Origin of the sequence: Psychrobacter sp. DAB_AL62B, from assembly GCF_028895345.1 — a bacterium.
In the GTDB taxonomy this organism is placed as follows: Bacteria; Pseudomonadota; Gammaproteobacteria; order Pseudomonadales; family Moraxellaceae; genus Psychrobacter.
The window spans coordinates 601,936-615,305 of the sequence record NZ_SAXC01000001.1 but is presented as its reverse complement, the minus strand read 5'-3'; the positions used below and the strand labels follow the sequence as shown (position 1 = coordinate 615,305).

13 protein-coding genes are annotated in these 13,370 nt (G+C 41.4%); 3 read left to right on the top strand and 10 right to left on the bottom strand.

Annotated features, from left to right (window positions below; all coding sequences use genetic code 11):
• Window positions 1-96: 96 nt before the first annotated feature.
• The 5 genes from EPB74_RS02425 to ilvA all read right to left on the bottom strand — a co-directional run bounded on the left by EPB74_RS02425 (window position 97) and on the right by ilvA (window position 4,337).
• A complete protein-coding gene (locus tag EPB74_RS02425) occupies window positions 97-594 on the bottom strand; it encodes a low molecular weight protein-tyrosine-phosphatase (protein WP_089555448.1) in 498 nt (165 codons plus the stop codon).
• A 313-nt stretch (window positions 595-907) separates the two neighbouring features.
• On the bottom strand, window positions 908-1,330 hold the full coding sequence (locus EPB74_RS02420) for an RNA-binding S4 domain-containing protein (protein WP_413771830.1): 423 nt from the start codon (window positions 1,328-1,330) through the stop codon (window positions 908-910).
• A gap of 269 nt (window positions 1,331-1,599) precedes the next feature.
• Window positions 1,600-2,238, bottom strand: a complete 639-nt coding sequence (locus EPB74_RS02415) for an FMN-binding negative transcriptional regulator (RefSeq protein WP_274902559.1) — start codon at window positions 2,236-2,238, stop codon at window positions 1,600-1,602.
• Between the two features lie 29 nt (window positions 2,239-2,267).
• Window positions 2,268-2,642 (bottom strand): excalibur calcium-binding domain-containing protein, encoded by a 375-nt coding sequence (locus tag EPB74_RS13430; protein ID WP_446740004.1) that lies wholly within the window; start codon window positions 2,640-2,642, stop codon window positions 2,268-2,270.
• A 141-nt stretch (window positions 2,643-2,783) separates the two neighbouring features.
• Window positions 2,784-4,337: a threonine ammonia-lyase, biosynthetic gene (ilvA, locus tag EPB74_RS02405; protein WP_274902558.1), complete on the bottom strand. Its 1,554-nt coding sequence runs from the start codon at window positions 4,335-4,337 to the stop codon at window positions 2,784-2,786.
• A 315-nt stretch (window positions 4,338-4,652) separates the two neighbouring features.
• Between ilvA and rpiA the strand changes: the two genes are divergently transcribed.
• Complete coding sequence (gene rpiA, locus EPB74_RS02400; protein WP_274902557.1) at window positions 4,653-5,312, top strand: ribose-5-phosphate isomerase RpiA; 660 nt, start codon at window positions 4,653-4,655, stop codon at window positions 5,310-5,312.
• A gap of 111 nt (window positions 5,313-5,423) precedes the next feature.
• On the opposite strand, the gene argF is transcribed toward rpiA, so the two are convergent.
• The 3 genes from argF to dnaB form a co-directional block, all read right to left on the bottom strand.
• Window positions 5,424-6,347, bottom strand: coding sequence for an ornithine carbamoyltransferase (argF, locus tag EPB74_RS02395; protein ID WP_079691660.1), 924 nt, complete (start codon window positions 6,345-6,347; stop codon window positions 5,424-5,426).
• Between the two features lie 210 nt (window positions 6,348-6,557).
• Window positions 6,558-7,658: an alanine racemase gene (gene alr / locus EPB74_RS02390; protein WP_274902556.1), complete on the bottom strand. Its 1,101-nt coding sequence runs from the start codon at window positions 7,656-7,658 to the stop codon at window positions 6,558-6,560.
• Window positions 7,659-7,771: 113 nt separating this feature from the next.
• Window positions 7,772-9,175, bottom strand: coding sequence for a replicative DNA helicase (gene dnaB, locus EPB74_RS02385; RefSeq protein ID WP_079691662.1), 1,404 nt, complete (start codon window positions 9,173-9,175; stop codon window positions 7,772-7,774).
• Window positions 9,176-9,511: 336 nt separating this feature from the next.
• On the opposite strand from dnaB, the gene pdxA reads away from it, so the two are divergent.
• Window positions 9,512-10,621: a 4-hydroxythreonine-4-phosphate dehydrogenase PdxA gene (gene pdxA / locus EPB74_RS02380; RefSeq protein ID WP_446740009.1), complete on the top strand. Its 1,110-nt coding sequence runs from the start codon at window positions 9,512-9,514 to the stop codon at window positions 10,619-10,621.
• A gap of 182 nt (window positions 10,622-10,803) precedes the next feature.
• Here pdxA and EPB74_RS02375 read toward each other — a convergent pair whose 3' ends face one another.
• Window positions 10,804-11,214: a hypothetical protein gene (locus EPB74_RS02375; RefSeq protein ID WP_274902553.1), complete on the bottom strand. Its 411-nt coding sequence runs from the start codon at window positions 11,212-11,214 to the stop codon at window positions 10,804-10,806.
• 564 nt (window positions 11,215-11,778) lie between these two features.
• On the opposite strand from EPB74_RS02375, the gene EPB74_RS02370 reads away from it, so the two are divergent.
• Complete coding sequence (locus EPB74_RS02370) at window positions 11,779-11,991, top strand: hypothetical protein (RefSeq protein ID WP_274902552.1); 213 nt, start codon at window positions 11,779-11,781, stop codon at window positions 11,989-11,991.
• Between the two features lie 416 nt (window positions 11,992-12,407).
• On the opposite strand, the gene EPB74_RS02365 is transcribed toward EPB74_RS02370, so the two are convergent.
• Window positions 12,408-13,159, bottom strand: a protein-coding gene (locus EPB74_RS02365) for an IS5 family transposase (protein WP_274902551.1) whose coding sequence is annotated in 2 segments (ribosomal slippage) — window positions 12,408-12,931 and window positions 12,931-13,159 — 753 coding nt in all. Because the reading frame shifts where the segments join, the coding sequence is not laid out codon by codon here.
• Window positions 13,160-13,370: the final 211 nt, after the last annotated feature.

Here is a 13,370-nt window from a genome sequence, read left to right as displayed (position 1 = left end):
GCAAATAAACAAAAAATCATGCGGTGTTTATTATAAAGGATGCTGGGTATAAAAGTAGCAGAAATATCACGCTTTATAACTAATATCTCTTCATAACTAGGATATCTTCCAGCTTTCGATCCACCCTTGTGCACTTGATTCAATGCGTTCAATCACGTCTTCAAACGCATCCGCATCGCCTGTATAAGGATCTGGCACATCGTCGCCGCCATAGGTAGGGTCTTCTTCACTGAATAAGGCCAGCTTAGCTAAATTATTCTCTGTGTTTGCTATACCGTCTTTGATTGATTGCAGATCCGCTAAATTTTGCGCATCCATCGCTAAGATTAAATCAAAATCGCGAAAATCATCAATGCTGACTTGGCGCGCAACCAATTTATTGATGTTATAACCATGAGCTTTGGCATGGCGCTGTGCTCGTTCATCGGGCGCATGACCGATATGCCAATCACCCGTACCCGCTGAATCGACCTTCATTGACAGTCCTGCAATCGCTGCTTGCTGACGAAAAATCTCTTCGGCAGTTGGTGAGCGGCAAATATTCCCCAAGCAAACCAATAGGACAGATGAGGGAGTAGAGGCTTTGATTGGCATATGATGACCTTTTATAACAATAAATTATAACAACAAAAAAACATGCTATCAAAACCAGCATTGGTAGTGTGGTTTATGAGCATGCTATCGAGTGAATTAATTGGCTATAGCGTAACGGTTAATGCCTTGAATGGCAAGGGCAGAGACTAAACAATAGGGTCATTCAGTGTGCTAAATAATAGATAGCTGCTGACCCTATTATTTTTGCAATGAGTGAGGGCGGTTACTGTTAATGCTATAGTAGATTCACTTTAAAAATGATAGCAATAGCACGTTATTACAATCGTATCGCTTTTATTTTGAACTGACTATATTAGTCTTGACTGCTTTTAAAGCGTTGTAAATCACGACGCTCTTTTTTATTAGGTTTGTTATCAGGACGGGCAAGATTGGCAAGTTTGCGCTGCTCGGCATAATAGGCACGGCGCTCTTCACTTTCCTTAGTCTCTGAATATAGCACTTCGGCAGCAGTAGCATTACCACGTTGCGCGGTTAGCGCTTCGACAAGCACGGTTTTTTCAGTCATCGCGGTCGCTGAACCTTGGCGGATAGTTAATTCATCGCCGACCGAAATCTCTTTACTGGTCTTCACACGGCTACCGCCATAGTGTACTCGTCCGCTTTCGATAGCTTGTTTGGCAAGCGTGCGTGTCCGATAAAAACGCGCCGCCCACAGCCATTTATCAAGACGGATTTTGGCTAAGCCTTGATTTTTAGCATCCATATTATTTTTCATAATAGCTACTCTGCATTAATGTCTGTATTGATTTAAAATAAGATAGTATCAATGAGATTAGGGCATATTTGATATTTGCAAACAGTTTTTTACGGTTAGTCGTATAGTAAGTTCAAAATAAAATACGTACGACTATCACAACACTCTGCTGGTATAAATTTTTCTCGCTTGCTGTGTACTTCGCCAGACAGAGGCTTCAAAAAATTCATACCAGCAATACTATATTCTCTTTAAAGTGAATCGACTATAGTAAGCGTGATAGAGTCAAATTAACGATGATTGCACTCGGCAACTTTTATAGCCATCGCTGCGGCATCGTTTGTATTTAACTTCTCTAAATCAGTAATCACACCTGCGATGTTTTCTGCTGTTTTGTTTTGGCTTAATTTAAATTGGGCTTGGATGGAATCTATAGGAAATTTAAAGCCGATAATGCCTCGACACATGGCATCGATATAAGCAGCGGGTGCATCCTCTAATGACCAAGGGTTGTCTGAAACAATCTCTTGCTGAGCGGTCATGGTTTTCAGTAACCACTTAAGCTTGTCTGTATCTTCGATCAATTCTATCTTAGATTGAATATGTATACTTTGATAGTTCCAAGTGGGCACTTCTTTATGAGTTTTTGCTTTGCTGGGATACCAATTGGGACTGATATAATGCCCTGTATCTTGAAAAATAATTAACCACGAGGTATCTGGTAAGGCGTCTTGATAAATAGAGTTTTTCCGACCGAAATGACCATAAAGGCAGCCGTATTGTGAATGATCATCATGCCAAAACAAAGGAATATGACAGGCTTCAATGCCTTTGCTGGTTTGCGCAATCAAGGAGGCTAATGGCTTAGCTGCTATAAAATTAAGGATGTTTTCAAGATTTTCCTCGGCAAAAATTGAAGGGGTATGCATGATATTCTCAGTTTATATTTTATATAAAATCAGTTACACCACTGTTTTTCACAAGGTATACCATCATTATTACCGTCCATTTTTGTATTGGAACAATGCTGTATAAAATAAGTCGCTTCTGCGCACGAAGTCATCTGAGAGCAATGCTTTCTGCTATCACATGAAAAGCTGGGCGCTGCTGGTTGTGAATCTAATGTTGGTTCTACTGCCGAAACTGATGTTGAAGTTGGATCTGAACCTGAATCAACATACGTCGGAGGTATGTCTATATCATCAAAGTCAGTAGAGGTAAATGCAACCTCAGTTGAAGTGTCAGTCGTAACATCAGTGGTAGAGTTGCTTGTAGAGTTCTTAGGTTGGAGGATTTTATAACCCACAAGTGCTAAGGTTAGTAACACTACCATCATTAATATCTTTTTTATCACTACTCAGTACTCATCAATAATTGCTATAAACGAATAATCGCTATTAAATCATTAGTGCAGTTTTTTAATGACTTAGATTAAAAAACCGCACTGATAGGTGATAACTTACAGCTATTGTATCTACTTTAAAAACAACTGATAACCAATATTGTCATTGAGCATGGTGCAGTCATAACCAATATCAAGAAGGGCATCTTGCAGCTGGCGAGAGTTACCCTCAGAAGCTTGTAGGCCTACCAATACACGACCTTCGGCAGCACCATGATTGCGATAATGGAAAAGGGTGATATTAAAATCGTCGCCAAGTTTTTCTAAGAAAGTCAGCAAAGCGCCTGGGCGTTCTGGGAAAGTTACTTTTAATAATTGCTCATTTTCAACATGGGCATGACCACCAATCAAATGACGGATATGCGATTTCGCGATATCATCATCAGTTAAGTCATGTGCTGCATAACCATCAGCGGCCAATTGATCACTAATGGTTTGACGCTCTTTATCACCTTCTTTTAAGGCAATACCCACAAAGATTGCTGCAGGATCCATAGAGTCTGGTGATTTTTTGCTATCTGCACGGTAGTTAAACTCAGTAATATTACGTCCGTGTAGGCTACGACAGAAGTTTAAGAACGCCCCAGTCTGCTCAGGGATAGTTACACCAAAGATGGCTTCCTTTTTCTCACCAATCTCAGTACGCTCAGCGATATAGCGTAGGCGGTCAAAGTTCATATTGGCACCGCAGATAATGGCCACGCAATTTTTGCCTTGTATATTATTGACTTCTATATATTTTTTCATGCCAGCGACTGGTAACGCACCAGCGGGTTCAACAATACTGCGATTCTCTTCAAAGATGTCTTTGACGGCAGCACATACTTCATCATTGCTACAAGTCACGACTTCAGGTTCGACGACAGGCCCTGATTTATCGCTCTTCTGCATACGAACGATATCAAAAGGCAATTCGCCAATCTGTGCAACTGCCACACCATCGACGAACAGTCCGACTTGTTCAAGCTTAACGCGCTCATTTGCTTCAAGCGCGGCTTTTAGACAGGCTGATTGTTCAGCTTCTATAGCGATAACTTTGACATGCGGGGCAACTTCACCTAAAAACGCCGCGACGCCAGAAATCAGACCACCGCCACCAACGGCAACGAAAACATAGTCCATATTACGCCACTGCTGGGTCAGCTCAAGTCCGATAGTACCTTGTCCGGCAATTACCAGCTCATCATCATAGGGTGGAATAAAGGTCAAACCTTCGGTCTCAGCGCGATTGATCGCATAACGGTTGGCTTCATCGAAGCTGTCACCATACAAATCGACATTACCGCCAAGCGCTCTAACCGCATCTACTTTGATGTCAGGTGTGGTGGTCGGCATCACAATAATATTGTTTAGTGATAATTTTCTTGCAGAGTAGGCAACGCCTTGCGCATGGTTGCCTGCTGAGGCACAAATAACGCCACGCGCTTTTTGCTCATCGCTCAATTGGCTGATACGGTTATAAGCACCGCGCAACTTAAAGGATTTAACCGGCTGTAAATCTTCACGTTTAAAACGAATATCATTAGCAAAACGTTGGGTCAGCTTGGGTGCCGCTTCAAGTGGCGTTTGAATGGCAACGTCATAGACGGTGGCTTGCAAGATGGCTCGTACCCAGTGTGACAGCATAACGGTTCCTAATCTAGATGATAAATAAAGAGGTGATATATGAAGATAAAAATGAAATAGATTAGCCTATGCTGATTTTTAGCATCTTGCAAGGCGCAATTGCAATTTTCATGCGTATTTTTATAAGGCTATAGCAATTGACATAGCCTTATAAGGATTGAGTGGCACTTATAAAAAACATCAACAAAAATAAAGGGTAAATTAAAGTGGTTAGCAGGCCGACTCCGTTATAGCCATTGGTTATCGCTATCAGTTATAATGGCCGCGCATTTTACCTCTTTTACATTGATAAATTAATCTTGCCAAGGATTTATGATGAGTGATCAGCACGCACAAAAGCAAGCTGCTGCTAAGGCCGCGTTACGCTATATTGAAGACGATATGATACTCGGCGTGGGGACGGGCAGCACGGTTAATTGTCTGATTGAGTTGCTACCTAAGTTCAGGCTTGCCGGTGCAGTGGCCAGCTCGCAAGTTACAGAAGATAGACTTCGCGCACTTGGCATTGAAATCGTTGATTTAAACTTCGCTGGTACGCTTGATGTTTATATCGATGGTGCAGATGAAGTAAACGCGCATTTGCAATTGATTAAAGGTGGTGGCGGCGCGCTTACACGTGAAAAAATCGTTGCTGCAGCATCCAATAAATTTGTCTGCATGGTTGATGAGAGTAAAGTGGTTGAGTTCCTTGGACGCGAGTTCCCTGTACCGATAGAAGTGTTACCGCAAGCGCGTTCTTATGTCGCCAGACAGTTAGCGAGAATGGGCGGTGATCCAGTATATCGTGAAGATTTTGTCACCGATTATGGCAACGTTATTTTAGATACCTATGATTTGGACGTCAGCAATCCAGTAGCGCTTGAGCAGCAATTAAATAATATCGTTGGCGTGGTGTGTAACGGTATTTTTGCCGCCAATCAAGCAGATGTTTTGTTAAAGGCGGGTAGTGATGGGGTGCAAACCATAACGCGCTAATTGTTGTTTAATATTGATAGCTCAAAATATTTGAACCATAAAAAAGGCAGATTACTTAGCGTAATCTGCCTTTTTTGTGCGCCGCTTTCTTTTATCTAAATAAGATTTTGATTATGCAGGCAGCTTAATCTTATCTTTTAATAAAAATTCCATCAGTGCTTTCTGGGCATGTAAGCGATTTTCAGCTTCGTCCCACACCACTGAACGTGGATCATCGAGCATATCATGAGAAATTTCTTCGCCACGATGGGCAGGCAAGCAATGCATAAACACCACGTCAGGGTCAGCCTTGTCTAATAGCGATGGCGTGACTTGATAAGAGGCAAAACGGCGTGCGCGCGTGTTTTGCTCAGATTCCTGTCCCATACTTGCCCATACATCAGTGACGATTAAGTTCGAATCTTTGGCCGCTTCTTGCACATTTTCGACAATACTAACGCAATGCGAAAAGCGTTTCATTAGCTCAGGATCTGGCTCAAAACCATAGGGGGCAGCCACACGCAGCTCAAAGCCAAACTGATTAGCGGCTTGCATATAGGAGGCGCACATGTTATTGCCGTCCCCAACCCAAGTCACGATTTTATTTTCGATACTACCGCGGTGTTCGTAATAGGTCTGCATATCTGCCAGTAACTGGCAGGGATGGTATTCGTCAGTTAGCGCATTGATAATCGGCACGCTAGAATATTCAGCAAAGGTTTCAACCTTTTCATGTCCAAAGGTACGAATCATAATGATATCGACCATGCTCGATATCACACGCGCTGAGTCTTCAAGCGGCTCACCGCGACCAAGCTGGGTATCATTTGGCGATAAGAAAATAGCACTACCACCGAACTGACCCATACCCGTTTCAAACGAGATGCGCGTACGGGTTGAAGACTTCTCAAAGATCATACCTAGCGTACGACCGACAAAAGGCTGATAAATCTCACCAGCATGTTGCATCTTACGCAACTCGCTGGCACGTTTGATGAGATTCTCTAGCTCTTGTTTGGTTAAATCAGATAAGGTTAAAAAATGGCGCAAGCTCATAGCAATCCTAGCAGTCGAACACAGTCAATGAAAAATGATACGTTATCAGCCGTCAATAGCATCGCGTTAGTAGCGATACCGTGGTGACAACAAACTTTTAGTATAGCGTAATTACTTTCAATGTAAACGTCCAATTTGCCGTGATTAATCGGTCATTCAAACTAGCAGCCAATTAGTTGTGTTCTAGTGCGATGATTATAATGAATAGACTTATATACGATTTGGGCGCGCGCTCAGGCGACACAGTAATTCATAGCTAATTGTACCAGCATGCATGGCGACTTCATCGACGTGTGGCGCGTCACCCCACAGTGTTACCTTACTATTTAGAGCAATGCTTTCTGGTACGTTGCTGACATCGATGACAATCATATCCATTGCTACCCGTCCAATTACAGTACATGGATAGCGTTGATGATTTATGGCGTCAATGACGGAAACATAAGTATCATCACCAATCACACGTGGATAGCCATCTCCATAGCCGACACTGACCAAAGCGGTTTTAGTGTCTTGTTGCGCCGACCAGCGACTACCATAGCCGATAGTATCACCTGCGTTGATCGTTTGTAGAGCGATGATTTGTGCGCTAAAATCCATGGCTGGTTGTAAGCCTAACTCACGCGCACTTTGATCAATGACAGGCGCACTTCCATATAACATAATACCTGGACGTACCCAATCGTGATGATGCTCTGAGAAATTAACGATACCAGCAGAATTACATAACGAACCTTTAACATCAGGGCTAATGATTTCTCGCAAAGTGCTAAGCATGTCATTGAAACGCTGGATTTGAATAGCATTTAATGGATGATTTTGATTATCGGCATTGGCAAAGTGAGTGGTCAAAATCAGCTGATATCCTGCTTCATGCAGCAATTTTGCCGCTGGAATAATGGTTTGGTCATTAAAGCCTAAGCGGTTCATACCGGTGTTGTATTTTATCCAAACCACTCGAGTAGCGCTATTAGCGGCTGGTATATGCTCTAATGCCCACGCTAATTGCGGCGCATGATGAATCACACAGCTGATATCATATTCAATTGCTTGTCGCCATTCATCGCTAGTAAACGCACCTTCGATAAGACCAATGGTTTTGTCCCAGCCCAACTGCCTTGCTTCTAGCGCCTCTATCAAAGTTGCTACCCCGACACCATCGGCTTGTTGCAACGCTGGCAGGACAGCAGCCACGCCATGTCCATAGGCATTGGCTTTTACCATCGCCAATACTTTAGATTTTGGCGCAAGTTTTTTAACCTGATTAAGATTATGAATAATGGCTGCTGGTTTAATAGTAATAGTGCGCATAATCGGCTTCTTTTTAGCAAAGTTATAAAATAATAAAGTTATAAAGCCAGTGAGTCATCAATCTAGCTGATGAATCACTGGCTATTTTTATTAATTATTATCTGTCAATTTTATTACTCATCATTCTCGAAACTGGCATTTTGATAATATTCTGGAGTTAAATTGATGAAGCGAGTAAATTGTCCTTCAAAACCCAAACGTATGGTGCCGATAGGGCCGTTACGCTGTTTACCAATGATGATTTCAGCCACACCTTTGTGATCTGTATTCTCATTATAAACCTCATCACGATAGATAAACATAATCAAATCCGCATCCTGCTCAATCGCACCAGATTCACGCAAATCCGACATAATAGGTCGCTTATTAGGGCGATTTTCTAGACTACGGTTAAGCTGCGATAAAGCGATGACGGGACATTCAAGCTCACGTGCCAGCGCTTTAAGGCTACGAGAGATCTCAGATATTTCTCCAACACGGTTGGTATCAAGACCAGGAACTTTCATTAATTGTAGATAATCGACAATGATAGCGCCTAACTTTCCGTCATGGTTCTTGGCGATACGGCGACAACGCGAGCGCAGCTCTGAAGGCGGTAGAGCTGTACTGTCATCAATATAAAGATGCTTTGACTGCAAATGCTGAATGGCATTCATCATTTTTGCCCATTCATCTTCATTCATTTGCCCAGAACGCAGGTGCGTTTGGTTGATTGCACCCCACGATGACAGCAGACGCATCACGATAGATTCTGCTGGCATCTCCATCGAAAATACAACCACTGGCAGATCTTCATTAAATAAAATCCCTTCCGCCAAGTTCATCGCAAAGGTCGTTTTACCCATCGATGGACGGGCAGCCACAATAACTAAATCGCCTGCTTGTAAACCTTGGGTCTTATTATTTAGTTCTACAAATGGTGTTTGTAGCCCAATCATGCCATCGGGGTTTGATTTAAGCTCTTGTATTTTATCAATGACATTGGTCAATACTGAGGTAATACCAACGGGTCCGCGCTGCTCAGCACGTTTATTATGCTGCTCATTAATACTAAATATTTTTGCTTCAACGTTGTCTAGAATGTCGCTGACAGTTTGATCCTTTGGGTTATAAGCAAGGGTTAGCATGTCATTGCCAGTAGTAATTAGCTGACGTAGCGTAGATAACTCACGTACGCGCTGAGCATAAGCAGTCAGGTTAAATAGTGTGGCAGGGCTTTGGCTCAAGATATCCGCTAAATAGCTGTCACCACCGGCGCTTTTAAGTAGTTTTTGTGCCTCCAACCAGTCATGTACCATGACCGTATCATAAGGCTCGTTGACCGCTGCTAAATGGGCAATAGCATCAAAAATATACTGGTGTCGCCCAGCATAAAAGTCGTCCTTGGTGACGATATCTGCAATTTTGTCATATGCCTCTTCGATACTCATCAAAGATGCAAGCAAGGCCTTTTCAATATCGATATTGTGCGGCGGTGTTTGATTGAGTAAGTCGTCGGTTTTTTCGGTATCTGCCATGAGTGCCTAATATTTCAAAAGTCGGTATAAAAGTCGGTATAAAATAGGGTATAAACGCTTATTTGTTATAAGAATTTATTTGGATGATAAGTCAGCAAATAAAAAGCGGCGCATGTCTATGATCGAAGTACCAAAACATGGTCTCAACGCCTGCCAGTAAATGCTACAATCAAAAGCGAAAGTCTACCACATTATTCCCTTTCTTAGGTTTCTAATGACTATTTTATGTTTATTCATCAGTTGCTTGACTTGACAGTTAATAACTTTAGCAGCCTTAATAGTAATAATAAAAAATATAATAGAATCTTATACTTATAGCGTTAATAAGGATGAATTATAATGAAAAAACTACCGTTATTGATTACTACTGGAGAGCCTGCTGGTATTGGTATGGACGTGGTATTGCTATTAGCACAAGAAGGTAAGCTACAGGATTTTGCGCGACCCATCTGGGTAACTGCTGAAGCTGAAGCTATGCAAGCACGAGCTGATAAATTGGTCGCTGCTGGCGTGTTAACCACTTGTCCATCGTGGCAAATAATCACGGCACAAGTGAATGCTGATGATTTTGTAGAGCAAATTGCACAGCAGACAGATGCTTCTAATAATGATAATAAATATACGTTTGTTCTACTCGATATTCCTTGTGGTGCCCCTGTAGTCGCAGGTCATATTGATATTAATAATGCTCTAATGGTCGCTCAGCAATTAGAGATTGCTCACCAGATGGCGTCAAATAATACTGTTGCCGCTATCGTAACGGGTCCACTACAAAAATCTGCGCTGATCGATGCAGGCATTAAACTGCTAGATGGCACCATGTTTAGCGGTCATACTGAATTTTTTATGCAGCAAAGTGGCTGTGATAAAGTCGTCATGATGCTCGCCAATCAGGCAATGAAAGTGGCACTCGTTACGACACACTTGGCGTTAAAAGATGTGCCTGCCGCTATTACCGCCGATAATGTGCGCCAAACGGTACAAATTGTTATCGATGATATGCGAGAGAAGTTTGGTTTAACGCAGCCACGTATATTAGTTTGCGGTCTTAATCCGCATGCAGGCGAGGGTGGGCATTTAGGTACGGAAGAAATCGATATTATTAATCCAGTATTACAAGAGTTTATCAATGCTGGCGTAGATATCTCTGAGGCGATGCCTGCTGATACGCTATTCACACCAAGGCATTTGGCGAATTGTGATGCAGTTATTGCCATGTATCATGACCAAGGTTTGCCAGTACTTAAATCCCATGGTTTTGGTGATACCGTCAATCTAACTTTGGGACTGCCATACATTCGTACCTCTGTCGATCACGGGACTGCACTTGATTTGGCAGGGCGGGGCGGGGCAAGTGCCACCAGCTTGTATCAAGCATTAACCATGGCAAATGAGATGGTGGGTAAATCGCTTATTAATAGACCTTTGTATAAGTCAGTGCCTTAGCGAGATTTGTAATGCAGTATTGGGTAATTTTAGGGTGAGCAATACCTATTTATGAATCGTCAAATATGCCCTGATATAAGTGGCTATATTATAGTGGTCTATTAATTGATTAATGACCTTAATTAGGTGGTTCCGTTGGGGTATACCCTATTATTAAGTGTGACTACTACCATCTTTATTACTTACAAAGAAGATATATTAAACCTATATTCTTCAGGTAAATCAGATGGGTAAGTATCAGCATTAGTACCCCAAGGACTTATTTCTAAATAAAAATTATCTATATTCCAAATGCATAATTTGCACATAAAGACAATTTCCTTTAAATGATTATTTACCTCAACATCATTCTTAGATTCATTTATTACTATCTTCATATCTTCAATAAGCTCTAACATATCTGAAACTGTCATCAAAATAGAAGGATCGCAATCATCCACATACCTCAATACCTTAAATTTTTCCCCATCATTTTCCCTTTCTAAAAAACCACTATTTCTCAAATGTTCAGAACGATATATAACTCTATTATGCTTATCTACCGCACCCAGATCGTTCGGAGATGTTTTTCTGTAAATACTAATAAATTGCATGGCTTACTCACTTTACAACCTAATGAAGCTAACTAAGATCATCTCACATACCAAGAGCAACTTATCCTAATAATGTTTTGATATTAGTATTCCGATATAGACTTATATTAGTGGGAATAGTTCAAAGTTGTTAATAATATTATTCAAATTAGAATAACTGGCATTAAAAAGATGGTAAGCACGAGCATACAGTTCGATGCCTGTATAGCGCACCGATCACGATTTAAGGAAGTAAACGCTAGTCACTCAGTCTGCTAAAAAACAGCTCACCCACAAATTGTTGCTAGACAGCTAAAGCCATATATCGGAAACAACCCCACGTAAGAAAATAGCAAGTTTTGATTAGATACGCACCGATCACTACCTATTGCAAATTAGTGTGAGCGTCACAGAATTCTCAACAGATATCGAGAGGTTATAAAAAACTACTTTGTGTGCCCTTTTTATATAGACAAATTCACGCATATATATAAAATAGCAAGCTGTAATCTACAACTAATTAAACACTAAGGGCGGATAACCTTGATAGATAACGAATTGAGAGGCAGTGACCTAACACGCGCAATGCTAGAGCGTGGGGAAGAGAAGGTGTGGTGTGCCGTAAACAATGATAGTGATGAGCACGCTATGACCAATATTGATAATGCTGACTATAGTTTTTTAAAATATATTATCGCGTTTAATAATAGCCACTTTCTTTGTAAAAACGGAACATCATGGAAACATGCAGTGCCCGTTAAAAAAGTCGAAGTCACACAACAGGAAGTAGGGTTCTAACCTACTTCTTTTATAAAAACTGCAAGAAGAATTAAAGTTTTCTATTCGCTCTGATGTAGTAAATAAAACTGTTTATATGTTAATTTTATTGCATACTGTATGTTATATATAATATATTCGATTATATGAATATAAAACCTAGGAACGGATGAAAACGTGAAATGGATAACGAATTGAGAGGCAGTGACCTAACGCGCGCAATGCTAGAGCGTGGGGACGAGAAGGTGTGGTGTGCTCTTGCTGATGAAAGCGACGAACAAGCAATGACAGCTCATGATAGTAATGCCTTTACAGCTCATATAGTAGCTTTTAAGGATGGTAGCTTTTATTGCACTGGTGGTATGCGATGGCTATATGCTGTTCCAATTAGGATAAAAGAGATCCTTCAACATGACACAATGTATTAGGGCGTGTCCCTAATTCAGTTTGCAATGAATCATAGTACAAGCCAAATACAGCATAGACTTATAATTTCGAGCTAGTTTTTCGTAGCGAGTCGCAATACTACGAAAGTGTTTTAGCCTTGCAAACGTGTTTTCAACTAAGTGTCGTAGCTTGTATAAATAGTGATCAAACGCTAGGTCAGGTTGCTTAGCGTTTTTTCTTTTAGGGATGACAGGGCTTATGTTGTCTTGCTTTAGCCTAGTTCTAATGGTTTCAGAATCATAAGCTTTATCAGCAATAAAGTAGGTCGCATCCGTTAACATCGCTATGATATCGTTTGTAGCTTGGCTGTCGTGGACGTCACCCCCAGTGATTTTAAAATCAATCGGGTTTCCATGCGAATCGACGGCGAGATGAATTTTGGTGGTAGTTCCACCTCGTGACTTTCCGGTAGCTCGAAGCTCTCCTCGTCTGGCGCCGCTTGAATGCTGGTGACAGCGGATGTAGCTTCCATCTGCGAATACCCACTCTTCATCAATACTTGCTCGTAGGTCAAAAAAAATTGCTCCCACAACCCCTTTTTTGACAACCTATTAAAGCGATTGTAGGCAGTTTTCCATGGACATAGCTCACTCGGTATATCACGCCACGGGGCGCCTGTACGAAGTTTCCACAGTATGGCTTCCATGACTTGTCTGTCGTTTTTCCAAGTATGACAGCCATGAGCTTTCATGGTACTTTGGAGTTGTTCCCATGTATTATCAGTGAGCACTGTTCTTGCCATAATGTAGAGAGCCATGTTTGAAATAGTCTCTATATTTTAAGGCTTTTGAACCCCCTTTTCCAGATTAGGGACACGCCCTAATAAACCTGCTAATTACGGCGGGTTTTTTATGTCTGAAAATTCTGTTTTAGTAAGTTTAAAAACACATTGTTGGTATTGAGAATAAATAAATTCAAGAAATGAGGTAAACACTAGACGTACAGCCGACAGT